The sequence below is a fragment of the Phenylobacterium sp. genome (genome assembly GCF_036821595.1).
In the GTDB taxonomy this organism is placed as follows: domain Bacteria; phylum Pseudomonadota; class Alphaproteobacteria; order Caulobacterales; family Caulobacteraceae; genus Phenylobacterium.
Genome location: NZ_DAISJG010000001.1, coordinates 115,526 through 135,640, shown reverse-complemented (window position 1 = coordinate 135,640; position 20,115 = coordinate 115,526). Strand labels below are relative to the sequence as shown.

The window sequence follows — 20,115 nt, the reverse complement described above, 5'->3', positions numbered from 1 at the left end:
GCCGCTTAGCGGAAATCGGCCCGCAGCGCTACCGGGCGCCGTCGCGCACCCAGTAGGCGCGCGTGGGATCGTCGTCCCAGCCGCGGCTCAGGCGCGCGGCGTCGCGGATGGGGTCTGGGCGGCGGGCGAGACAGTTGCGGCCGGAGACGTGCAGGCCGGGGAGGGGATGGTGGGTGACGCTGTCCTCGTGGGAATCGCCGTCCGCCTCGATGCGCGGCGGCGGCGGCGGGCCGCAAAGGACCGCCCAGGTCTCCAGCTCCACCACCCGGCCGGCCTGATCGCGCCGTAGCGGCGCGAGCGCGTAATACCAGGTCTCGCGGGGCCGGCGGGCGGCCTGCAGCTGCAGGATCATCGGCTCACCGGCGGCCAGCGTGAGGCGGGCGCTCTTCGCCTCCCAGAGAGCCTGGCCCTGCTCGATCGCCTGACCGTGGGCGCAGTCGGGCCAGGCCGCGAGCGGCTGAGCCGGATCGAAGCGGCAGGCCTGGTCGGGAGCTGCCCAGACGCCAGGGCGGAGGATCGCGGCGATCGGCTCGGGGGTGAACAGTGGGCCGCGGGAATAAACCTGGTTGGAACAAGCGGAGAGGGTGACGGCCAGCGCGGCGAAGAGCAGACGGATCATGACGCGCTCCAGATCACCGGCTGGCTACCTGCCCACGAACAGATGCCGGCTCGGGCAGAGGTCGGCGACGGGACACTCCTCGCACTTCGGGCGGCGGGCGACGCAGGTGTAGCGGCCGTGCAGGATCAGCCAGTGGTGCGCTCGGGTGAGCAGGGGCTCGGGGATCTTGCCCATCAGCTCAAGCTCGACCGCATCCGGCGTCTTGCCGGTGGAAAGGCCCAGCCGGTGCGAGACCCGGAAGACATGGGTGTCCACCGCGATCGCCGGCTCCACCCGAAGCTCGTTCAGCACCACCGAGGCCGTCTTGCGCCCGACCCCCGGCAGGGCCTGCAGCTTCTCCCGCTCCAGCGGGACCTCGCCGCCGTACTGCTCCACCAGGATGCGGGAGAGCGCGATGACGTTCTTCGCCTTGGTGTTGAAGAGGCCGATGGAGGAGATGAACGGCTTGAGACCCTCCTCGCCCAGCGCCAGCATCTTCTGCGGCGTGTCGGCGACCTCGAACAGCCGGGCGGTGGCCTTGTTGACCGAGACGTCGGTGGCCTGGGCCGACAGCGCGACGGCGACCACCAGGGTGAAGGGGCTGGCGTAGTCCAGCTCGGTGCGCGGGTCGCTCTCCAGCGTCTCGAACCGGTGGAAGATCTCGGCGATCCGCGCCTGTTCGGCGGGCGTCAGGCGGGGCTTCCTTGCAGTCTTCGCGGGCTTGGCCATGGGGGCGCGAAGATGGCCTGCGCCTTTTGCTTCGCCAAGGCGGTTTCCGGGCTTATCTTCCGCTCCAGCATGGGCCGGCCGCTGTACATGGACGCGGTGATCACGCCGCACCGCTCGCTGTCCGAGCGGGGCTTCGTCGTGCTGATCTCGGTGGTGACGCTGGCCAACCTCGCCTCGGCGGCGGTGTTCCTGAGCCTGGGCGCGACGCTCGTGCCGATCTTCCTCGGGGTCGACCTGCTGGCCATCTTCGTGGCCTTCCTGGTGAGCTTCCAGGCGGTGAAGAACATCGAGCGCGTGCAGGTCACCTCCCGTGAGGTGCGGGTGGTGCGGGAGACGCCCCGGCACTCGGTCGTGGTCTGGGAAAGCCCCACCGCCTTCACCCGCGTGGCCGTGGAGAAGGACGAGGATCGGGTGGCGGCCCTAAAGCTGGCGCTCTCCGGCCGCGAGCTGCCGGTCGCCGTGGCGCTCAGCCCCCGCGAACGCGCCGAGTTCGCCCAGGCCCTGGAGCGGGCGATCTGGGAAGCCCGGCGCGAACGGCTCTAGGCCGCCTGCACCACCGCCTTCAGTTCGCTGAGCCGCCGTTCGTCGGCCGGGTGGGTGGAGAGGGCTTCCAGCGGCTTGGGCTGGCGGGCCTGGCGGGCGATCATGCGCTCCCAGAAGGTGACGGCGGCCGTGGGGTCGAGGCCGGCTTCGCGCATCAGGCCCACGCCGACCCGGTCGGCCTCCAGCTCGTGCTTGCGGGAATAGGGCAGCAGCACCCCGAACATGGCGCCCATGCCCAGCGCCGCGGCGATCTCGCCGGCGAACTGGCCGCCGTCCTCGCCGTTGGACAGCAGGATCTGGGCGAGGCTGACGCCGGCCTGGACGGCCAGCTCCTGGCTGACCCGCTCGGCCGGGTGGCGGGCGATGATGTGGCCGACCTCGTGGCCGAGCACCGAGCCCACCTCGTCGTCGGAGCGGGCGAACTCCAGGAGGCCGCGGAAGAAGCCGACCTTTCCGTTCGGCAGCACGAAGGCGTTGAACTCCGGGCTGTCGAGGACCACGAACTCCCAGTCGAGGTCGCCGCGGCCGGAAGCCGCCGCCAGCGGCCGGCCGATGCGGGCGAGCCGCTCATGGGCGGCCGGATCGCGCACGCGGGGGATTTCGGCTGTCACCTGGGCCCAGGCCTGGTCGGCCATCCCCGTCAGCTGGTCGTCGGAGACCAGCACGAACTGGCTGCGGCCCGTCTCGGCGTTATCGGTGCAGGCGGCGAGCCCGGCGGCCGCCCCGAGCGCCAGGAAGCTCCGCCGGGAGAAGCAGATCCCGCACATCGGCTAGAGGATGAACCTGGACAGGTCGGTGTTGTGACTCAGCTCGCCGATCCGGCTGGTGACGTACTGGGCGTCCACGGTCACCGTCTCGCCGGTGCGGTCCGCGGCGTTGAAGCTGACGTCCTCCAGCACCTTCTCGAGCACCGTCTGCAGCCGGCGGGCGCCGATGTTCTCCACCGCGCCGTTGACGGTGACGGCGGCGTCGGCCACCGCCTCCACCGCATCCGCGGTGAACTCCAGCGTCACGCCCTCGGTGGCCAGCAGGGCCTGGTGCTGGCGGATCAGGTTGGCCTCGGGCTCGGTGAGGATGCGGCGGAAGTCGTCGCGGGTCAGGGCCTTAAGCTCCACCCGGATCGGCAGGCGGCCCTGCAGCTCGGGCAGCAGGTCCGAGGGCTTGGCAACGTGGAAGGCGCCCGAGGCGATGAACAGGATGTGGTCGGTCTTCACCGGCCCGTACTTGGTGGAGACGGTGGTCCCCTCGATCAGGGGCAGCAGGTCGCGCTGCACGCCCTCGCGGGACACGTCGGCGCCGTGCCGCTCGCGGCTGGAGGCCACCTTGTCGATCTCGTCGAGGAAGACGATGCCCTGGTTCTCGGCCAGCTCAAGGGCCTCCTGGGTCAGCGCCTCCTGGTCGAGCAGCTTGTCGCTCTCCTCGGCGATCAGCGGGACCCAGGCGCCGGCGACGGTGGTCTTGTGGACCTTGGTGCGGCCGCCGAAAGCCTTGCCGAACATGTCGCCGAGATTGAGCATGCCCATGCCCGGCTGGCCGGGAATGTCCATCATCGGCATCTGCGGCCCGCTGTCGGCCACCTGCAGCTCCACCTCCTTGTCGTCCAGCTCACCGGCCCGCAGCTTCCTGCGGAAGCTTTCCCGGGCGGCAGTGGAGCCGGGACCGGTCAGGGCGTCCAGGATTCGCTCCTCGGCGGCGGCCTCGGCCCGGGCGCGGACGCCGGCCCGGCGCTTCTCGCGGACCATGCCGATGGCGCTCTCCACGAGGTCGCGGACGATCTGGTCGACGTCGCGCCCGACGTAGCCGACCTCGGTGAACTTGGTGGCCTCGACCTTCAGGAAGGGGGCCTGGGCGAGCCTGGCGAGGCGGCGGGCGATCTCCGTCTTGCCGACCCCGGTGGGGCCGATCATCAGGATGTTCTTCGGCGTCACCTCGTCACGCAGGTCCTCGGGCACACGCTTGCGCCGCCAGCGGTTGCGCAGGGCCACGGCCACGGCGCGTTTCGCCTCGGGATGGCCGACGATGTAGCGGTCGAGCTCGGAGACGATCTCGCGGGGGGAAAACTCGGTCATGTCCGCTCGTAGATAGGAAGGGGGCGGGGCGCTTACGACGGCTTCGGCGGGGGAACCGCCAGGAGCTGGTCGTAGAGCAGGCGCCAGCCCCCCGCGTCGTTGCGCCAGATGCGGACGTAATGGCCGCGGCGGTCCTGGCCCTCGGCCGTCGTCCAGTGGGCGTTGCCGTAGGTCCAGGCGAGGTCGCCGGCGGAGGACGCGCTGCCGCCCAGCGGCGAGAACACGATCACCTGCGGCCGGGTGTCGAGCTCGGCCTCCAGGGCGGCCCGGTCGGCGGGAGGCTTCGCCTTCGAGCCCACCACGCGGGCGTCGGTGGCGATGTGGGCGAGGTAGGCGCCCTTCACGTCCTTGCGGGCGGCGGCGGCGAGCGCGCTCTCGGCGCGGGAGACCTCGGTCATGGCCCGGGCCGGCGAGCCCGCCTGCTTCGCCGACAGCCGCGCGTAGGCGACGGGGGAGTCCTTGGGCGCGGCGCCGGTGGTGTCGCTGGGCGGGCCGCCGTCGAACAGCCACTTCCAGGAGCCGTCCGGCTGCTTCGCCCAGACCGTGAAGTACCAGGCGGCCGGCTTGCCGCCGAGAGTGTAGGGGCCGGTGGTGAAGCCGAGGTCGGCGGACCGGGCGATGCCGGCCCACAGCGGCCACCAGACCAAGTCCGGGCCCTTCGGCGCCGGCTTCTCGAAGGCGGCCCTGGCCAGCGTGGGGTCGGGAGCGAGCACGATGCCCTCGGGGGCGGAGTGCTTCAGGAAGCTGTCGCGGACGCCCAGGGCCAGGCCGTCGGCGGCGAACGCTCGCTCGGCGGCGACCACGGGCGCCGGGTCGACGGCGGCGGCGGCGGCGGGGAGCGCGGCCGCCACGAGGGCCGTGGCGAGCGCCAGGCTAGAGCACTTCAACCGTCAGGCTCCCGTTGGTGTAGACGCAGATCTCCGCGGCGATCGCCATGGCCTTGCGCGCGACGGCCTCGGCGTCGAGGTCGGTGTCCATCAGCGCCCGGGCGGCGGCGAGGGCATAGTTGCCGCCCGAGCCGATGGCGGCGACGCCGCTCTCGGGCTCCAGCACGTCCCCGACGCCGGTGACGGTGAAGATGGCGTCCTTGTCGGCGACGATCAGCATGGCCTCCAGCCGGCGCAGGTAGCGGTCGGTCCGCCAGTCCTTGGCCAGGTCCACGCAGGCCCGGGCGAGCTGGTCCGGATACTGCTCCAGCTTGGCCTCGAGCCGCTCGATGAGGGTGAAGGCGTCCGCCGTGGCGCCGGCGAAGCCCGCGACCACCCGGCCGCCGGCCAGGGTGCGCACCTTGCGGGCGTTGCCCTTGACGACGGTCTGGCCCATCGAGACCTGGCCGTCGCCGGCGATCACCGTCTTGCCGGCTTTGCGCACGGCGAGGATGGTGGTGCCGTGCCAATCGGGAAACGGCGCTGTATGGGTCGACATGGCCTGCGATGTGGCCAGCGGGCGGGGCGAGGTCAAGCCGGATGAGCTTCACCGACGAGGAGGTCGAGCGCTACGCCCGCCACCTGGTGCTGCGCGAGGTGGGCGGCCCGGGGCAGCAGAAGCTGAAGGGCGCGCGTTGCCTGATCGTCGGCGCGGGCGGCCTGGGCGCGCCGGTGTCCATGTACCTGGCCGCGGCCGGGGTCGGCTCGATCTTCCTGGCGGACCCGGACACGGTGGACGTCTCCAACCTGCAGCGGCAGGTGATCTACACCGAGGACGACGTCGGCCTGCCCAAGGCCGAGGCGGCCGCCGACCGGCTGCATGCGCTGAACCCGCACATCTTCGTGGCCGGCTACACCGGGAGCTTCGACGAGGCCTCCGCGGACGAGCTGGTCTCGGACGTGGACCTGGTGCTGGACGGCACCGACGACTTCGCCACCCGGTTCTGCGTCAACGCCGCCTGCGTGCGCCACGGCAAGACCCTAGTCTCCGGTGCGATCGGCCGCTGGACCGGGCAGGTGGGCGTGTTCGCGGGGCGGCCCTGCTACCGCTGCCTGGTGCCGGAGATCCCCCCGGAGGCCGAGACCTGCGTCGCCGTGGGCGTGGTGGGGGCGCTGGCCGGGGTGATCGGCTCCATGATGGCGCTCGAGGCGATCAAGCTGATCACCGGGGCGGGTGAGCCGCTGGTGGGCCGGCTGACGCTCTACGACGGGCTGGCGGGGGAGAGCCGGACGGTGCGGGTCGGCGCCGATCCGGAATGCCCGGTCTGCGGCGGCGGCGCCTAGGCCAAGGCCTCGCCAATGAAGGCCGCGGTCTTCTCCAGGACCACCTTCCAGGTCTCGGACGACCAGCTGGTGTGGCCCGCGCCGGGGATCTCCAGGCGCTCGACAGGCTTGCCGGCGGCCAGGAGGGCGTCCTGCATGAGCCTCGACTGGCGGGGCGGGACCACCTGGTCGTCGGCGCCATGCAGCAGCAGCACCGGGGCGGCGAAGGCGGCGGCCTGCAGCCGGGGCGAGGCGGCGCGGAGCCGGTCGGCGTCGGCGCGTGGGTCGCCGACGGTGCGGACCCAGTAGCGGTAGGAGGGCGAATCCACCCCGTCCCCGCGTTCGTCCTTCAGCATCTCGAGGAGGTCGGAGACCGGGGCGATGGCCACCACCGCGCGGTAGAGGTCGGGCCGGCGCACGGCGCCCTGCAGGGCCGCGTAGCCGCCGTAGCTCGCCCCGCAGATGGCGATCCGCTTCGGGTCGGCCCAGCCGAGGGCGACCACCTGGGCGGCGGCGTCCTCCACGTCCGCCTGCATCCGGTCGCCCCAGCGGCGGCGGCCCTGGTCGGCGAAGGCGCGGCCGTAGCCGCCGGAGCCCCGGAAGTTGGGCTGCAGGACCAGCCAGCCCTGGGCGGCCAGGGCCTGCGCCATCAGGTCGTAGTCGTAGTAGTCGCGGATCTCCGGCCCGCCGTGCGGCATGACCACCATCGGCAGCGGCCCCGGCTTCGCGCCGGCGGGCGTGCTGAGATAGGCGGTGATCTCGGCCCCGTCGCGGGTGCGGACCTTCAGGGTCTCCATCCGCGCCAGGCGGGCGGGATCGAGCCACGGCCGGGTGGTCGCCACCAGGTGCAGGCGGCGCGTGTCGCAGTCGTAGACGTGGAACGCCCCCGGCTCCCGCGGCCCCGTGGCCTTCAGCAACAGGCGCTTGTGATCGAGGCTGACGTCGTAGAGGCGGACGTTGGCGGCGTTGCCGAGCGCCGCGTTGATCGCCTTGTAGTGGGTCGCCAGCGCCGGGTCGGCGAACTGGTAGTCGAGGCGGTCGGCGCGGGTGGAGGTGGCCACCAGCCGCAGGTTCTCGTCGATGACCGCCGCCTCCATGTCGAAGGGCGGGCGTTCGCCGACCACCGGACCGAAGGCCAGGGTGCGGATGTCGAAGGTGCGGATCGCCCGGGTGTCCTCGTCCTCCGCGCGCATGGCGACCAGGAAGACGCCGGGCTCGGGCGTCGGGCCCACCACGTCGAAGTCGGGCAGCTTCTTCAGCTCGTCGCGGCGCGACTTGCGGATCAGCTTCCATTCCGTCTGGCCGGGGGCGCGGGCGAAGACCGAGACCACCGTGCCGCGCCGGTTGGAATCCATCCGCAGCATGGGCACGCCGCGCTGGGTCAGCCAGAAGTCGGTGGTGGGCGGCCCGCGCTCGATGACCGTGGCCCGGCCGGTATAGACGTCCACCTGGTAGAGGCTGAAGGCGCCGCGGAAGGCGTCCCAGGTCTGCATCAGGACGTGCCGCGGGTCGTCGTGCATCAGGTCGACGATCCGCGCGGCGTCGAAGCTGCGGCGCAGGACCGCCTTCTGCTCGGCGAACAGCACCACCGGATCGCGGCCGTCGACGCCCACGGAGATGACCCGGCGCACCGGCATCGGGATCAGGACCCCGCTGACCCACACGCCGGTCGGGCGCCCCCGGTCGTCCTTGCGGACCGTGACCCAGATCAGCAGCCGGTCGTTGGAGGCCCACTCCACCTGGTCCACCTGGTACTCGCCCAGGCTCACGGGGGCCGGCGTCGCCTCGAGGGCGTCCATCCGGCTGATCATCACCAGTGTGGTCCGGCCGTCGCCCTCGCCACGCTCGCGCAGCACGGCGAGCTGACGGCCGTCGGGGGAGATGGCCGCGTCGCGCACGATCGGCGGGCGCAGCAGCTCGTCGAGGGTGTGCGGCCCGGGCGGCTCGGCCGCGGCCCAGGCTTCCCTGGAAAGGCCCAGCCCGGGAAGGGCGAGCCCCGCGGCCAGCAAGGATCGGCGGGTTGGCGCCAACATGGGCCTTCCGGTGACGTCGTTCGGCGAAGCTTTCGCCTTCCCGGCGCGGGGCGTCAACGGGCGTCAGAGCATCTGCGGCAGGACCCGGTCGGGCGGGCGGTGGCCGTCCATCCAGGTCTTGATGTTGATGACCACCTTCTCGCCCATCTCGACGCGGGCCTCCACGGTCGCCGAGCCCAGGTGGGGCAGGAGGACGATGTTGGGCATGCCGATGAGCTTGGGGTTCACCGTGGGCTCGTGCTCGAAGACGTCGAGGCCCGCCCCGGCGATCGCCCCGCTCTTCAGGAGGTCGGCGAGCGCGTCCTCGTCGATGATCTCACCGCGGGCGGTGTTGATGACGATGGCGTGCGGCTGGAGGAGCTTCAGCCGCCGGGCCGAGAGCAGGTGGTAGGTGGCCGGGGTGTGCGGCGAATGGACGGTGATGATGTCCATCCGGGCCAGCATCTGGTCGAGGCTCTCCCAGTAGGTGGCCTGCAGCTCCTCGGAGATGCGCAGGCTGACCGGCTTGCGGTTGTGGTAGTGCACCTGCATGCCGAAGGCCTTGGCCCGCCGCGCCACGGCTGTGCCGATCCGGCCCATGCCGATGATCCCCAGCCGCTTGCCGTTGACCCGCCGGCCCATCATCCAGGTGGGGGTCCAGCCCTTGAAGCCGCCGGCCTGGACGATGTTGGCCCCCTCCACGATGCGGCGCGAGACCGTCATCATCAGGGCCATGGTCAGGTCGGCGGTGTCCTCGGTGAGGACGCCCGGGGTGTTGGTGACGGTGATCCCCCGCGCGTTGGCGGCGGCCACGTCGATGTGATCCACGCCGGCCCCGAAGTTGGCGATCAGCTTCAGCCGCTCGCCCGCCTTCTCCAGCAGCTCGGCGTCGATCCGGTCGGTGATGGTGGGGGCCAGCACATCGGCGCGGCCGACTGCGTCGATCAGCGCCTCGCGCGACAGCGGCTGATCGGTCAGGTTCAACTCTGTGTCGAACAGCTCCCGCATCCGGGTCTCGACCGAGTCCGGAAGTTTGCGCGTGACGACGACTTTCGGCTTGCGGGCGGGCATGTGCGAACTGAAAAGGGGACGTTTCCGGCTGCGCCGCTTCGCCGGCGCGTTCCTGTTGCGATGACCTGTAGCAAAGGGTCCATGGGCGGCCAAGGCGAGGCAGTACGAATGGTGGGGGCGAAGCTGCGGGCGCCGAAAAGGCTGGCGCTCGTGCTGCTGGCCGCCCTGACCGTGGGTGGCCCCGTGGCGGCGGCCGACCGGCCGACTCCGTCGGGCCTCCCGGTGCCCCGCTGGGTGACCCTGAAATTCGACAAGGTGAACGCCCGCAAGGGGCCAGGCGACGACCACCGGCTGCTGTGGGTCTACCGCGCCCGCGGCCTGCCGGTGCAGGTCGTGGCCGAGACGGCCGAGTGGCGCCGGGTCTGCGATCCCGACGGCGGGCTGGCCTGGGTGCACAAGCGCACCACCGACGGTCGGCGCGCGCTGATGAACGTGAAGCCGCAGCCGGTGGCGCTCCGGCGCAAGCCCAAGCCGACGTCGAGGGTCAGCGCCTATTTGAACTCCCGCGCCCTCGCCGCGTTGGTCCGCTGCGACAAGGGCTGGTGCCGCGTGCGCGCGGACGGCGCCTCCGGCTGGGCGCCGGAAGGCGAACTCTGGGGCGCCGCGTCCAGGCCGCAATGCCGCTGAGGCGGCCCGGCGCGCACCGACTGGGCCGTTGAGCGTCGGGTCGGGCTCTGCTAGGCCCGGACCCTCCAACGGGAACGGAATTCGAAATGTCGAGCGTCAAGGCGAAGGACCACTACAGCTTCGAAGAGCTCCTGGCCTGCGCGCGCGGCGAGATGTTCGGGCCGGGCAACGCCCAGCTCCCGGCGCCGCCGATGCTGCTGTTCGACCGCATCACCCACATCGACGACACCGGCGGCCAGCACGGGCTGGGCTACATCGAGGCCGAGTTCGACATCAATCCGGACCTCTGGTTCTTCGACTGCCATTTCATCCGGGACCCGGTGATGCCCGGCAGCCTGGGCCTGGACGCCCTGTGGCAGCTCGTGGGCTTCTACCTGGGCTGGATCGGCGGCAAGGGCCGCGGTCGTGCGCTCGGCTGCGGCGAGGTGAAGTTCGCCGGCGAGGTGACCCCCGACATCAAGAAGGTCACCTACAAGGTGGACATGAAGCGGGTGATCAACCGCCGCCTGGTCATGGGCATCGGCGACGGCGTGCTGGAAGCCGACGGCAAGGCCATCTACACGGCGCAGGACCTGCGCGTCGGGCTGTATCAGCGGGCGTAGATCCGCGCTTCGAGGAAGGACACATGCGTCGCGTCGTCGTCACCGGAATGGGCGTGGTCTCGTCCATCGGCAACAACGCCAACGAGGTTCTGGCCTCGCTTCGTGAGGCCAGGTCGGGAATTTCCGCCGCGCCGGAGTATGCGGAGCTGGGCTTCCGCTGCCAGGTGCACGCCGCCCCGCAGATCGACTGGGAAAGCCTGGTGGACCGCCGCGCGGCCCGCTTCCTGGCCCAGGGCACGGCCTACGGCCACATCGCCATGGAGCAGGCGATCGCCGACGCCGGCCTCGAGGAGGCCGACATCTCCAACGAGCGCACCGGCCTGGTGGTCGGCTCGGGCGGCCCTTCCACCCGGGTGATCGTCGAGGCGGCGGAGACCACCCGCACCAAGGGCCCGAAGCGGATCGGGCCGTTCGCGGTGCCGAAGGCGATGAGCTCCGGCCCCTCGGCCGTGCTGGCGACGTGGTTCAAGATCCGCGGGATCAACTACTCGATCAGCTCGGCCTGCGCGACGAGCGCCCACTGCATCGGCAACGGCTACGAGCAGATCCTGATGGGCAAGCAGGACCTGGTGTTCGCGGGCGGGGTCGAGGAGCTCGACTGGACGCTGTCCAACCTGTTCGACGCCATGGGCGCGATGAGCTCGAACTTCAACGACCGGCCCGCCGTGGCCAGCCGCGCCTACGATCGCGACCGGGACGGCTTCGTGATCGCCGGCGGCTCGGGGATCCTGGTCCTCGAAGAGTACGAGCACGCGAAGGCCCGCGGCGCGAAGATCTACGGGGAGATCGTCGGCTACGCGGCCAATTCGGACGGCTACGACATGGTGGCCCCGTCCGGCGAGGGTGCGGCGCGCTGCATGAAGCTGGCCATGTCCACGGCAGGCGGCCGGACCATCGACTACCTCAACCCGCACGGCACCTCGACGCCTGTGGGCGACATCAAGGAGATGGAGGCGGTCCGCGCGGTGTTCGGCGACAAGGCCCCGCTGATCTCGTCCACCAAGTCGCTGACCGGCCACAGCCTGGGCGCTGCGGGCGTGCAGGAGGCGATCTACTCGCTGCTGATGCTGAACAACGGCTTCGCCTGCGAGAGCGCCCACATCGAGAACCTGGACCCGGCGTTCGAGGACCTGCCGATCGTGCGCAAGCGCATCGACCGCGAGCTCGAGACGGTGATGAGCAACTCATTCGGCTTCGGCGGGACGAACGGCTGCCTGGTGATGGCCCGGGTCTGATGGCCGGCAAGCCCACCTCGAACGTCGGAGCCCTGGTGGCGGCCGGCATGGCCCTGCTGGTGATCGGGGTCACCACGCGCGATCAGCTGGCGGCCGGGGCCTTCGGCCTCTCAGGCGACGTGCTGACCGGGGTGATGATGGGGTGCTCCCTGGGTCTCCTGGTGCTGGCCGTTGTCGCCGGCCTCGGCGCCCGGCGGGGCTGAGGCCCTGTCCGGGGCGGTCCCGCGCCGGCCCGAGCGGCCCGACGAGGAGATGTGCTGCGGGCGCGGCTGCGACCCCTGCATCTTCGACTACTACGAACGCGCGCTGGAGCGCTGGGAGGCCCGCGTGCGCGCCATGGGCCTGGATCCCGACGCCCTGCCGGCCGCCGCGGCGGGGGTGACACCGAAGGCCTGATCCGCCACAACCCACCGCACAGAACCGACGGGAGACGCCAAAGTGGCCGACGACTATCAGATGCCGAAGGGCGAGCTGATGAAGGGCAAGCGCGGGGTGATCACCGGCGTGGCCAACCACCAGTCCATCGCCTGGGGGATCGCCAGCCAACTGGCGGCCCAGGGCGCGGAGATGGCCTTCCTGCACCTGCCGGGCATGGAGCGGCGCGTGCAGCCGCTCGCCGAAAGCATCGGGGTGAAGACGCTGGCGCCCGTGGACGTCACCGACGACGCCTCCATGGACGCGGCCTTCGCCACGGTGAAGGACGCCTTCGGCGAGATCGACTTCTTCCTCCACGCCATCGCCTTCGCCAACAAGGACGAGCTGAAGGGCTCGTTCGTGGAGAACACCACCCGCGAGGGCTTCCTGCGGGCGCTGAACATCTCGGCCTTCAGCTTCGTGGACTGCGCCCGGCGCGCCGCGGCGCTGATGCCGGAGACCGGCGGCTCGATCGTCACCCTGACCTACATGGGCTCGGAGCGGGCGATCCCGAACTACAACACCATGGGCGTGGCCAAGGCGGCGCTGGAGGCGGCGACCCGCTACGCCGCCCGCGACCTGGGGCCCAAGGGCATCCGGGTCAACGCCGTGTCGCCGGGGGCCATGCGCACCCTGTCGCTGGCCGGCATCCAGGGCGGCCGGGGCATGCTGGCCAAGGGCCGCTCGCTCAGCGCCATGAAGGAGGACACCTCCATGGAGGGCGTCGCCGGCTGCGCCCTGTGGCTGATGTCCGACCTCGGCAAGTCCACCACCGGCGAGGTGATCCACGTGGACGCCGGCTTCCACATCATGGGCTTCACCGACGACGAGGAAGGCTAGGGCGCGTAGGCCCTGAGGAACCGCCGCGCCGCCTCGGTGGCGATGCGGTCGATCCTGGCCTCGTCGAGGTTCTTGTCGACGCCCAGCAGGGCGGCGGTCTGGTAGGAGCCCAGCACCATCCCGGCGAAGAACTCGGCCGCCTCCATGGGGTCGGGGCAGTTCAGCCGGCCGGCGACCGTCTCCAGCTCCAGGAAGGACGCCAGGCGCCGACGGCTGGTGCGCGGGCCCGCCTCGAACAGCGCCTGGCCCACGTCGGGCATGTCCACGGCCGAGGCCATGGCGGTGCGCATGAAGGCGATGCTCTGGGCGCGGGTGATGCCGCCCAGCAGGGCGCGGCCGAAGTCCGCCAGGGCCTCCGCCGGATGCTCCACCGCGCCGGGCGTCTCGAGGGCCGCGGTGATCTCGTGCACCCGCCGCTCGGTGAGCGCCCGCACCAGCTCGGCCTTGGAGCCGTAGTGGTTGTAGATCGTCTGCTTGGAGACGCAGGCCCGCCGCGCGATCTCCTCGAGCGAGGCCGAGGCGCCGCGCTCGGCCAGCACCTCGACGGCCGCGTCGAGGATGGCTTCGCTCTTGGCGAGGTCGATCTGGCCGGCGACGCGGGGCATCAGTGGCCTCCCGATCCGCCGGAGGCCATGGCCTTGCCCGGCCTGGCGAAGAAGGCCAGGCCGACCGCGAACCAGCAGCCCGCGGCCAGGAACAGGAAGGCGTCGCCGAAGCTCAGCACCGAGGCCTGGCGGTGCAGCAGCATGGAGAAGGCCTTGGCCGCGCCGCCTTCCGGATCGGCCATGCCGCTGGCGGCCATCATCTGGGTAAGGCCCTCCAGCATGCCGGCGCTGGCCGGATTGGCGGTGTTCGCCGCCGCGGCGATGTCGGCGTAGTGCACCGCCGTCTGGTGGGTGAGGATGGTGGTGATCATCGCCAGGCCGATCGCCCCGGCCACGTTGCGCAGCAGGTTAATCAGCCCCGAGGCGTCCTTCATCATGCTGACCGGCAGGGTGGAGACGCTCATCTGCTGGGAGGCGATCATGGCGATCATGGTGCCGAGGCCGCGGGCCACCTGCAGGGTGAAGAACTCCCAGAAGCCCCACTCGTCGGTGACCCGCACCCCGAGCTGAATGCCCCAGGCGGCAAGCGCGAAGCCCAGCACCATGGCGATGCGCGCGTCCACCATCCTGACCACCCGCCCGGCGATCGGCGCCGACAGGAACATGGTGAGCCCGGAAACCAGCATGGTGGTGCCGACCTCGGCGGCGGAGTAGCCGCGCACCTGGCCCAGGAAGATCGGCAGGAGGAAGGTGCCGCCGAACAGGCTGACGCCGGTGACGAAGGTCATCAGGGCGCCGAGGGCGAAGTTGCGGTCGCGGAACGGCTTCAGGGAGACGATCGGCTGCCAGTAGGTGAGCTGCCGCCAGATGAAGGCGGCGCCGGTCAGCGCGGCCAGCACCGTCAGCCACAGGATCACGTCGTCCTGGAACCAGCTCTCGCTGGCGCCCTCCTCCAGCACATACTGCAGGGAGAGCAGGAAGACGGTCATCAGGACCAGGCCCGTCCAGTCGATGCCCTTGGAGAGGCTGGGATCGCCCTTGTCGAAGTCCGCGTAGCGCCCGACCAGGAAGATCACCAGGAAGCCGACCGGCACGTTGATGAAGAACAGCCAGCGCCAGTTGAGGGCGTCGGTCAGGTGGCCGCCGAGCGTGGGGCCCACCGTCGGCGCCAGGGTCACGATCAGGCCGACGATGACGTTGGCGGTGATCCGCCGCTCCGGCGGGAAGACCGTCATGGCGGTGGCGAAGATCGGCGGGATCATCGCCCCGGCGAAGACGCCCTGCGCGGCGCGGAAGAAGATCATCATGCCGACGCTGGACGACAGGCCCACCGCCACCGAGGTGACGATGAAGCCGGCCACCGCGATGACGTAGAAGGACCGCGTCCCCCACATCTTGGTCAGGTAGGCCGTGAGCGGCATGATCACCACCTCCGCCAGGAGGTAGATGGTCTGGACCCAGCTGATCTCGTCGGCGGTGGCGCCGATGCCGGACTGGATCTGCACGAGCGAGCTGGCGACGATCTGGATGTCCAGCATCGCCATGAACTGGCCGATGACCATGCCGCCGAAACCCAGGAAGACCTTCACCCAGTCCACGGGCTGGCCGTCCGCGCCCATGAAGGCATGGGCCTCGGCCGCCGCGGGCGGCCGCTTCCCCGACGGGATGGCGGCGTCGCTCATGGCGCGCGCTACTGCTGGGTTCCGCGGCGCGCGAAGCGGGCCGGATGCTGGCCGGACTCGGCGAAGCTGGGCCCGGTGTCCTGGGTGACGTCCACCTTCACCGCGACGGACAGGCCGGGTCGCAGGGCGCCGGCCAGCGGCTCGGTGCGGTCCACGGCGATCTTCACCGGCAGGCGTTGGGTGATCTTGGTGAAGTTGCCGACGGCGTTCTCCACGGGGATCAGGGCGAACTCCGATCCGGTCGCCGGGGCGAAGCTGTCGATGCGGCCCTTCAGGGTCTGTTTGCCGAAGGCGTCGGCGCGGATCTCCACCGGCTGGCCGATGCGCAGGCGTGAGACCTGGGTCTCCTTGAAGTTGGCCACCACGAAGGCCTCGCCCAACGGAACCACGCTCATCAGGGTCCCGCCCGGCCGGACGTACTGGCCCGGACGCACGCCGCGGGCGCCCACCACGCCGTTCACGGGCGCGCGGATCTCGGTGCGTGAGAGGTCGATGCGGGTCTGCTCGACCGCGGCGCGGGCGGCGGCGGCCTGGGCGAGGGTCTGGGCGCGCGCGGAGCCCAGGGATTCGGCCGTGCGGCGCTCGGCCTCCAGGGTGGCCTGGGCCTGGGCGACGGCGGCGGCGGCCTGCTGCTGGGCGGCGCGGGCGGTCTGGGCCCGCTGGGCCGAGACCCAGCCGGACTGGGCGAGGGCGCCGTAGCGGGAGAGCTCGGCCTGGGCGAGGCTCGCCTGGGCGCGGGCGCTTTCGACGCCGGCGGCCTTCTGGGCGATCATCGCCTGCTCGAGGCGGGCCTTGTCGTCCACCTGGGCCACGGCGGCCTCCAGGGCGGCGGCGTTGGCCTCGGCCTGGGCGAGCCTCGCCTTGAGCGTCGCCGGATCGATCCGCACCAGCACCTGTCCGGCCTGGACCGGCTGGTTGTCCTCCACCAGCACCTCCGCGACATAGCCGTCGACCAGCGGCGCCACCGACACCTTGTCGGCCTGGACGAAGGCGTTGTCGGTGGTCTCGAAGCGCTGCTTGCCGGTCCACCAGACCGCGCCGCCGGCGGCCACCGCCACCGCGGTCACGCCGCCGACCACGAGGGGAACCAGTCGCTGTCTCGTAAGCCCCGCCATCACACAACCCCGGCAAGCCAAAGATGGACGTCGGAGTCCATCGTTCATTTCCAGCTAGGACCGGCCGGCGTAAAGCGCAAGTGAACAATGGACGCAGGCGTCCAGAAATCCTTCGGCGGCTGGACGGGAGGCCCGGTCCGTGGCCTATCCGCCGCATGAGCGCCCACGACGCGGATGTGATCATCGCCGGCGCCGGCATGGCCGGCGCCACCCTGGCCCTGGCCCTCCACCAGGCGGGCCTGAAGGTCGTGCTGATCGATCCGGTGGCCTTCGACAGCCAGGTCGCACCGGCCTTCGACGGGCGGGCCTCCGCCATCGCCTTCGCCGCATTCCGCCAGTGGCGGGCGCTCGGCCTCGCCGGGGCGCTGGAGCCGCACGCCCAGAGGATCGAGCAGATCCTGGTCACCGACGGCCGCACCCCCGGCGCGGCGGCCGGCGGGCCCACCGCCTTCTTCCTGCGGTTCGACGCGGCCGAGATCGCCGACCGGGCGGACGGCGAACCGCTCGGCTACCTCGTGGAGAACCGCCATACCCGCGCCGCCCTGGCGGCGGGCGTCGAGACGGCCGGCATCCCGGTGCTGGCGCCCGCCCGGGTGGTCTCGGCGACCTTCGACGCCCGCGCCGCGACCGTCACCCTGGCCGATGGCCGTGTGCTGACCGCGCCGCTGGTGGTCGGGGCCGAGGGCCGCGGCTCGGTGATCCGCCAGGCGGCGGGCATCGGCGTCCTGGGCTGGGACTACCGGCAGACCGGCGTCGTCGCCACCGTGCGGCTCGCCCGGCCGCACCACGGCGTGGCCCACGAATACTTCCTGCCCGGCGGCCCGTTTGCGATCCTGCCGCTCACCGACGACCGGGCGAGCCTGGTCTGGACCGAGAGCACGGCCCGGGCCGCGGCGCTGAAGGCGGCGCGGCCCGAGGTCTTCCACGCCCACCTGCAGCGCCGGTTCGGCGACCACCTGGGCGAGGCGGTGGTGGAGGGGCCGGTGTTCACCTATCCGCTCAGCCTGCAGCTCGCCGAGCGGCTGGTGGCGCCGCGCGTGGCCCTGCTGGGCGACGCGGCGCACGGCGTGCACCCGATCGCCGGCCAGGGGCTGAACCTGGGGCTGAAGGGGGCCGCGGCGCTGGCCGAGGTGGTGGTGGAGGCCTGCCGCCTGGGTGAGGACTTCGGCTCGGAGGCTGTGCTGGAGCGCTACGCGGCCTGGCGCAGGTTCGACACCGTCACGCTCTCGGCCGGCATGGACCTCTTCGTGCGGCTGTTCTCGAACGACAATCCGGTGATGCGGCTGGCCCGCGGCGCCGGCATGGCGGCGGTGAACCGCATCGGTCCGGCGCGGCGGTTCTTCATGCAGGAGGCCGGCGGCGCGGTGGGCGACCTGCCCAGGCTGCTGCGCGGCGAGCCGCTGTAGGCCCTATTCCGAAAGCTCGCGGGCCTCTTCCGGCAGCATGATCGGCACGCCGTCGCGGATCGGATAGGCCAGCTTCGCACGGCGGCTGACCAGCTCGCCCTTCGCGCGGTCGAGCTCCAGCGGGCCGTGGGTCACCGGGCAGACCAGGACCTCCAGCAGGCGCGGATCGACGTCCACCTCCACGGCGGGGGTTTCGGGAACGGCGGTTTCAGGCGCGGAGGGCTCGCTCATGGCGGCTCCTTCTACTGCACCGAATGGCCGCCGTCATCGCCGTCCTCGAGGGCGTCGATCTCCAGAAGGGTGGTGAGCGCGTCGAACCGGCCGTTCAGGTCGGGCGCCTCGAGCAGCGCCTGCTTTTCGGCCGGGCCGAACGGCAGCCCCATGGCCAGGCTGTTGACCAGCGCCTCCAGCGGGGCGCCGCTGGCGGTCTCCCAGTCGATGTCCAGCTCCCGGCGGTTCAGGTAGCGCTTCAGCGCCTTGGCGAAGCGGCTGCGCGCGCCTTCCTCGGCCTCGGCGTCCTCGTCCTCGCTGAGGTCGGCTTCGAACCTGTCGTAGTGGGCCCGGAGCTGGCGGTAGGGCGTGCGCAGGTTCAGCTCCTCGCCGGCCTCGAAGCGGCAGATGCCCGTCAGGGTGATCAGATAGCGGCCGTCGGAGGTCTCGGCGTAGCTGGTGATCCGGCCCGCGCAGCCGACGTCGGCCAGCTTGGGCCGCGTGCGGTCGCCGCCGGCCTTGCTCTGGATCATGCCGACGATCCGGTCCCCGGCCATGACGTCGTCGATCATGTTGAGGTAGCGCGGCTCGAAGATCTGCAGCGGCAGGTCGCCGCCCGGCAGCAGCAGGGCCCCGTCCAGCGGGAACACCGGGATGACCTGGGGCAGGTCGGCGGTCCGCCGGTAAGGCGCCATGGTCTTGCCCTTGCGCGTCAACTGAAGAGGATCGCCGACAGCCGGCGCCGGCCCTGCCTCGCCACCTCGGAGGCGTGGCCGGCCGCCTCGAAGATGGTCAGCAGCTGCTTGCGAGCCGCCTGGTCGTTCCACTCGCGGTCGGCCTCGATGATCCGCAGGAGGTGGTCGACCGCCGCCTCCATCTCGCCGCGGCCGGCCAAGGCCTTGGCGAGCTCCAGGCGCGCCTCGTGGTCGGCCGGGTCGGCGGCCAGCCGCTGCTCGAACTCCGCGGTCTCGGCGTCGCCCTCGGCCGCCAGGGCGAGCGCGGCGCGGACGCTGTCGAGCTCGGCGTCCTTCGCGCCTTCCGGGACCATGGCCAGGATCTCCTGCGCCCGCTCGGTGTCGCCGGACGAGAGGTAGACCCGCGCGAGGCCGGCGATGGCCTTCACGTTCTGTGGATCATGACGCAGGGCCTCGGCGAAGGCCTGGGCGGCGCCGCCGAGGTCGCCGAGCTCCAGGGACTCGCGGGCCATGTCGAGGATGTCGTCCACCGGGGAGGCGCCGCCCTCGCCCTGCTTGGCCAGGCGGTCGACGAACTGCTTCACCTGGCTGTCGGGCAGGGCGCCCATGAAGCCGTCCACGGGCCGGCCGTCCACGAAGGCGAACACCGCCGGGATCGACTGCACGCGCAGTTGGCCGGCGAAGGCCGGGTTCTTGTCGATGTCGATCTTGACCAGCTTCACCGCGCCCTTGGCGGCGGTGACGGCCTTCTCGAGCGCCGGGCCGAGCTGCCGGCACGGGCCGCACCAGGTGGCCCAGAAGTCGACGATCACCGGCGTGGTCTTCGACGCCTCGACGACGTCGGCGACGAAGCTGGCGTCCGTGCCGTCCTTGATGATGTCGCCGGCCGGCTTGCCGGCGGTGTCCCCGATGAGCGTCATCCGCGCTTCCCTCGCCTCGTCATCCTAAAACGCCTTGCCGCCAAGATGGTCGCACCAGGCGGCAGCTTCAACGCGCCGCCTTCACGACGGCCATGGTCTCGAAGTCCACCACCAGGGGCTCGACCCCGATCGCCGCCAGGAACCGCCGGAAACCCTCGCGGGTGACGGTGGTGGTGGCGGTGTTGGTCAGCGGATGGAAATTCACCTGCTCGGCCTCGGCGAGCGTCCGGTCGAGCACGAAGCGCACCCGGCGCTCGCGGTCGTTGACCAGGCCGAAGGCGGTGACCGAGCCCGGCGAGACGCCAAGCGTCTGGGCCATCAGCGCCGGATTGCCGAACGACAGCCGCGCCGAGCCGATCACCTTGTGCAGGCGCTTCAGGTCGATCTCGGCGTGCCCCTCGGCGGAGATCAGCCAGAGCTGGTCCTTCGCGTCCTTCAGGAACAGGTTCTTGGTGTGGGCGCCGGGGATGCGCGCCTTGACCTCCTCGCCCTCCTCGACCCGGAACACCGCCGGGTGGTCGTGGGTCACGGCGTCCACGCCGGTCTCCCGCAGGAACTGCAGCAGGCCGTCCCGGTCCTTCGGCTTCACGTCGGTCATGGCGCCCTGATAGCG

The 20,115-nt window shown here is 71.6% G+C and carries 24 protein-coding genes; 9 read left to right on the top strand and 15 right to left on the bottom strand.

The features are described 5' to 3' along the window. Positions 1 to 28: 28 nt before the first annotated feature. On the bottom strand, positions 29 to 619 hold the full coding sequence (locus tag V7Z97_RS00680) for a hypothetical protein (RefSeq protein WP_334160719.1): 591 nt from the start codon (positions 617 to 619) through the stop codon (positions 29 to 31). A gap of 24 nt (positions 620 to 643) precedes the next feature. Beyond that, a complete protein-coding gene (gene nth, locus V7Z97_RS00675; protein WP_334160718.1) occupies positions 644 to 1,327 on the bottom strand; it encodes an endonuclease III in 684 nt (227 codons plus the stop codon). 12 nt (positions 1,328 to 1,339) lie between these two features. On the opposite strand from nth, the gene V7Z97_RS00670 reads away from it, so the two are divergent. Next, positions 1,340 to 1,870 carry a DUF2244 domain-containing protein gene (locus V7Z97_RS00670; RefSeq protein WP_334160717.1) on the top strand — a complete coding sequence of 177 codons (531 nt, stop codon included), beginning with the start codon at positions 1,340 to 1,342 and terminating at the stop codon, positions 1,868 to 1,870. Here V7Z97_RS00670 and V7Z97_RS00665 read toward each other — a convergent pair. The 4 genes from V7Z97_RS00665 to hslV are packed head-to-tail and all read right to left on the bottom strand — an operon-like array spanning position 1,867 to position 5,364. Beyond that, complete coding sequence (locus V7Z97_RS00665; protein ID WP_334160715.1) at positions 1,867 to 2,637, bottom strand: M48 family metallopeptidase; 771 nt, start codon at positions 2,635 to 2,637, stop codon at positions 1,867 to 1,869. The genes V7Z97_RS00670 and V7Z97_RS00665 overlap by 4 nt on opposite strands. Before the next feature lie 3 nt (positions 2,638 to 2,640). After that, positions 2,641 to 3,939: an ATP-dependent protease ATPase subunit HslU gene (gene hslU, locus V7Z97_RS00660; RefSeq protein ID WP_334160713.1), complete on the bottom strand. Its 1,299-nt coding sequence runs from the start codon at positions 3,937 to 3,939 to the stop codon at positions 2,641 to 2,643. 32 nt (positions 3,940 to 3,971) lie between these two features. Continuing rightward, entirely contained in the window at positions 3,972 to 4,826 is an 855-nt protein-coding gene (locus V7Z97_RS00655) for a nuclear transport factor 2 family protein (RefSeq protein ID WP_334160712.1), read from the bottom strand. After that, positions 4,813 to 5,364 carry an ATP-dependent protease subunit HslV gene (hslV, locus tag V7Z97_RS00650; protein ID WP_334160711.1) on the bottom strand — a complete coding sequence of 184 codons (552 nt, stop codon included), beginning with the start codon at positions 5,362 to 5,364 and terminating at the stop codon, positions 4,813 to 4,815. Before hslV ends, V7Z97_RS00655 begins: the two co-directional genes overlap by 14 nt. Before the next feature lie 41 nt (positions 5,365 to 5,405). Between hslV and V7Z97_RS00645 the strand changes: the two genes are divergently transcribed. Further along, positions 5,406 to 6,149, top strand: coding sequence for a HesA/MoeB/ThiF family protein (locus V7Z97_RS00645; protein WP_334160710.1), 744 nt, complete (start codon positions 5,406 to 5,408; stop codon positions 6,147 to 6,149). Here V7Z97_RS00645 and V7Z97_RS00640 read toward each other — a convergent pair. Beyond that, positions 6,146 to 8,161 carry an alpha/beta hydrolase family protein gene (locus V7Z97_RS00640; protein ID WP_334160709.1) on the bottom strand — a complete coding sequence of 672 codons (2,016 nt, stop codon included), beginning with the start codon at positions 8,159 to 8,161 and terminating at the stop codon, positions 6,146 to 6,148. The genes V7Z97_RS00645 and V7Z97_RS00640 overlap by 4 nt on opposite strands. A 63-nt stretch (positions 8,162 to 8,224) precedes the next feature. Then, positions 8,225 to 9,211, bottom strand: a complete 987-nt coding sequence (locus tag V7Z97_RS00635) for a 2-hydroxyacid dehydrogenase (protein ID WP_334160708.1) — start codon at positions 9,209 to 9,211, stop codon at positions 8,225 to 8,227. Between the two features lie 108 nt (positions 9,212 to 9,319). Between V7Z97_RS00635 and V7Z97_RS00630 the strand changes: the two genes are divergently transcribed. The 6 genes from V7Z97_RS00630 to V7Z97_RS00605 all read left to right on the top strand — a co-directional run bounded on the left by V7Z97_RS00630 (position 9,320) and on the right by V7Z97_RS00605 (position 12,929). Next, complete coding sequence (locus V7Z97_RS00630; RefSeq protein WP_334160706.1) at positions 9,320 to 9,838, top strand: SH3 domain-containing protein; 519 nt, start codon at positions 9,320 to 9,322, stop codon at positions 9,836 to 9,838. Between the two features lie 86 nt (positions 9,839 to 9,924). After that, positions 9,925 to 10,440 carry a 3-hydroxyacyl-[acyl-carrier-protein] dehydratase FabA gene (fabA, locus tag V7Z97_RS00625; protein ID WP_334160705.1) on the top strand — a complete coding sequence of 172 codons (516 nt, stop codon included), beginning with the start codon at positions 9,925 to 9,927 and terminating at the stop codon, positions 10,438 to 10,440. Positions 10,441 to 10,463: 23 nt separating this feature from the next. Further along, on the top strand, positions 10,464 to 11,675 hold the full coding sequence (fabB, locus tag V7Z97_RS00620; RefSeq protein ID WP_334160704.1) for a beta-ketoacyl-ACP synthase I: 1,212 nt from the start codon (positions 10,464 to 10,466) through the stop codon (positions 11,673 to 11,675). Then, entirely contained in the window at positions 11,675 to 11,878 is a 204-nt protein-coding gene (locus V7Z97_RS00615; RefSeq protein ID WP_334160703.1) for a hypothetical protein, read from the top strand. Before fabB ends, V7Z97_RS00615 begins: the two co-directional genes overlap by 1 nt. Continuing rightward, complete coding sequence (locus tag V7Z97_RS00610) at positions 11,847 to 12,071, top strand: oxidoreductase-like domain-containing protein (protein WP_334160702.1); 225 nt, start codon at positions 11,847 to 11,849, stop codon at positions 12,069 to 12,071. Before V7Z97_RS00615 ends, V7Z97_RS00610 begins: the two co-directional genes overlap by 32 nt. 42 nt (positions 12,072 to 12,113) lie before the next feature. Then, positions 12,114 to 12,929: an enoyl-ACP reductase FabI gene (locus V7Z97_RS00605; RefSeq protein WP_334160700.1), complete on the top strand. Its 816-nt coding sequence runs from the start codon at positions 12,114 to 12,116 to the stop codon at positions 12,927 to 12,929. Here V7Z97_RS00605 and V7Z97_RS00600 read toward each other — a convergent pair. Genes V7Z97_RS00600 through V7Z97_RS00590 form a run of 3 tightly spaced genes read right to left on the bottom strand, consistent with a single transcriptional unit; the run spans position 12,926 to position 16,271 of the window. Then, entirely contained in the window at positions 12,926 to 13,534 is a 609-nt protein-coding gene (locus V7Z97_RS00600) for a TetR/AcrR family transcriptional regulator (RefSeq protein WP_334160699.1), read from the bottom strand. The genes V7Z97_RS00605 and V7Z97_RS00600 overlap by 4 nt on opposite strands. Beyond that, positions 13,534 to 15,156 carry a DHA2 family efflux MFS transporter permease subunit gene (locus V7Z97_RS00595; RefSeq protein ID WP_334160697.1) on the bottom strand — a complete coding sequence of 541 codons (1,623 nt, stop codon included), beginning with the start codon at positions 15,154 to 15,156 and terminating at the stop codon, positions 13,534 to 13,536. Before V7Z97_RS00595 ends, V7Z97_RS00600 begins: the two co-directional genes overlap by 1 nt. An 8-nt stretch (positions 15,157 to 15,164) precedes the next feature. Beyond that, positions 15,165 to 16,271, bottom strand: a complete 1,107-nt coding sequence (locus tag V7Z97_RS00590) for an HlyD family secretion protein (protein ID WP_334160695.1) — start codon at positions 16,269 to 16,271, stop codon at positions 15,165 to 15,167. A gap of 155 nt (positions 16,272 to 16,426) precedes the next feature. On the opposite strand from V7Z97_RS00590, the gene V7Z97_RS00585 reads away from it, so the two are divergent. Continuing rightward, entirely contained in the window at positions 16,427 to 17,677 is a 1,251-nt protein-coding gene (locus tag V7Z97_RS00585) for a UbiH/UbiF/VisC/COQ6 family ubiquinone biosynthesis hydroxylase (protein ID WP_334160694.1), read from the top strand. A 3-nt stretch (positions 17,678 to 17,680) separates the two neighbouring features. Here V7Z97_RS00585 and V7Z97_RS00580 read toward each other — a convergent pair whose 3' ends face one another. The 4 genes from V7Z97_RS00580 to V7Z97_RS00565 all read right to left on the bottom strand — a co-directional run bounded on the left by V7Z97_RS00580 (position 17,681) and on the right by V7Z97_RS00565 (position 20,100). Beyond that, positions 17,681 to 17,908 carry a Trm112 family protein gene (locus tag V7Z97_RS00580; protein WP_334160693.1) on the bottom strand — a complete coding sequence of 76 codons (228 nt, stop codon included), beginning with the start codon at positions 17,906 to 17,908 and terminating at the stop codon, positions 17,681 to 17,683. An 11-nt stretch (positions 17,909 to 17,919) separates the two neighbouring features. Further along, positions 17,920 to 18,582 (bottom strand): LON peptidase substrate-binding domain-containing protein, encoded by a 663-nt coding sequence (locus V7Z97_RS00575; RefSeq protein WP_334160690.1) that lies wholly within the window; start codon positions 18,580 to 18,582, stop codon positions 17,920 to 17,922. A 17-nt stretch (positions 18,583 to 18,599) separates the two neighbouring features. Next, positions 18,600 to 19,502, bottom strand: coding sequence for a co-chaperone YbbN (locus V7Z97_RS00570; RefSeq protein ID WP_334160688.1), 903 nt, complete (start codon positions 19,500 to 19,502; stop codon positions 18,600 to 18,602). Positions 19,503 to 19,569: 67 nt separating this feature from the next. Then, positions 19,570 to 20,100 carry a prolyl-tRNA synthetase associated domain-containing protein gene (locus tag V7Z97_RS00565; protein ID WP_334160686.1) on the bottom strand — a complete coding sequence of 177 codons (531 nt, stop codon included), beginning with the start codon at positions 20,098 to 20,100 and terminating at the stop codon, positions 19,570 to 19,572. Between the last annotated feature and the right edge of the window lie 15 nt (positions 20,101 to 20,115).

Bases quoted from the DNA above. Each gene is read 5' to 3' on its own strand.
- V7Z97_RS00640 (WP_334160709.1), bottom strand. From the start codon at position 8,161: ATGTTGGCGCCAACCCGCCGATCCTTGCTGGCCGCGGGGCTCGCCCTT.
- V7Z97_RS00570 (WP_334160688.1), bottom strand. From the start codon at position 19,502: ATGACGCTCATCGGGGACACCGCCGGCAAGCCGGCCGGCGACATCATC.
- V7Z97_RS00580 (WP_334160693.1), bottom strand. From the start codon at position 17,908: ATGAGCGAGCCCTCCGCGCCTGAAACCGCCGTTCCCGAAACCCCCGCC.
- V7Z97_RS00615 (WP_334160703.1), top strand. From the start codon at position 11,675: ATGGCCGGCAAGCCCACCTCGAACGTCGGAGCCCTGGTGGCGGCCGGC.
- V7Z97_RS00635 (WP_334160708.1), bottom strand. From the start codon at position 9,211: ATGCCCGCCCGCAAGCCGAAAGTCGTCGTCACGCGCAAACTTCCGGAC.
- V7Z97_RS00595 (WP_334160697.1), bottom strand. From the start codon at position 15,156: ATGAGCGACGCCGCCATCCCGTCGGGGAAGCGGCCGCCCGCGGCGGCC.
- nth (WP_334160718.1), bottom strand. From the start codon at position 1,327: ATGGCCAAGCCCGCGAAGACTGCAAGGAAGCCCCGCCTGACGCCCGCC.
- V7Z97_RS00590 (WP_334160695.1), bottom strand. From the start codon at position 16,271: ATGGCGGGGCTTACGAGACAGCGACTGGTTCCCCTCGTGGTCGGCGGC.
- fabB (WP_334160704.1), top strand. From the start codon at position 10,464: ATGCGTCGCGTCGTCGTCACCGGAATGGGCGTGGTCTCGTCCATCGGC.
- V7Z97_RS00565 (WP_334160686.1), bottom strand. From the start codon at position 20,100: ATGACCGACGTGAAGCCGAAGGACCGGGACGGCCTGCTGCAGTTCCTG.
- V7Z97_RS00680 (WP_334160719.1), bottom strand. From the start codon at position 619: ATGATCCGTCTGCTCTTCGCCGCGCTGGCCGTCACCCTCTCCGCTTGT.
- V7Z97_RS00600 (WP_334160699.1), bottom strand. From the start codon at position 13,534: ATGCCCCGCGTCGCCGGCCAGATCGACCTCGCCAAGAGCGAAGCCATC.
- V7Z97_RS00585 (WP_334160694.1), top strand. From the start codon at position 16,427: ATGAGCGCCCACGACGCGGATGTGATCATCGCCGGCGCCGGCATGGCC.
- V7Z97_RS00630 (WP_334160706.1), top strand. From the start codon at position 9,320: ATGGTGGGGGCGAAGCTGCGGGCGCCGAAAAGGCTGGCGCTCGTGCTG.
- V7Z97_RS00670 (WP_334160717.1), top strand. From the start codon at position 1,340: ATGGCCTGCGCCTTTTGCTTCGCCAAGGCGGTTTCCGGGCTTATCTTC.
- hslV (WP_334160711.1), bottom strand. From the start codon at position 5,364: ATGTCGACCCATACAGCGCCGTTTCCCGATTGGCACGGCACCACCATC.
- V7Z97_RS00665 (WP_334160715.1), bottom strand. From the start codon at position 2,637: ATGTGCGGGATCTGCTTCTCCCGGCGGAGCTTCCTGGCGCTCGGGGCG.
- hslU (WP_334160713.1), bottom strand. From the start codon at position 3,939: ATGACCGAGTTTTCCCCCCGCGAGATCGTCTCCGAGCTCGACCGCTAC.
- V7Z97_RS00575 (WP_334160690.1), bottom strand. From the start codon at position 18,582: ATGGCGCCTTACCGGCGGACCGCCGACCTGCCCCAGGTCATCCCGGTG.
- fabA (WP_334160705.1), top strand. From the start codon at position 9,925: ATGTCGAGCGTCAAGGCGAAGGACCACTACAGCTTCGAAGAGCTCCTG.
- V7Z97_RS00645 (WP_334160710.1), top strand. From the start codon at position 5,406: ATGAGCTTCACCGACGAGGAGGTCGAGCGCTACGCCCGCCACCTGGTG.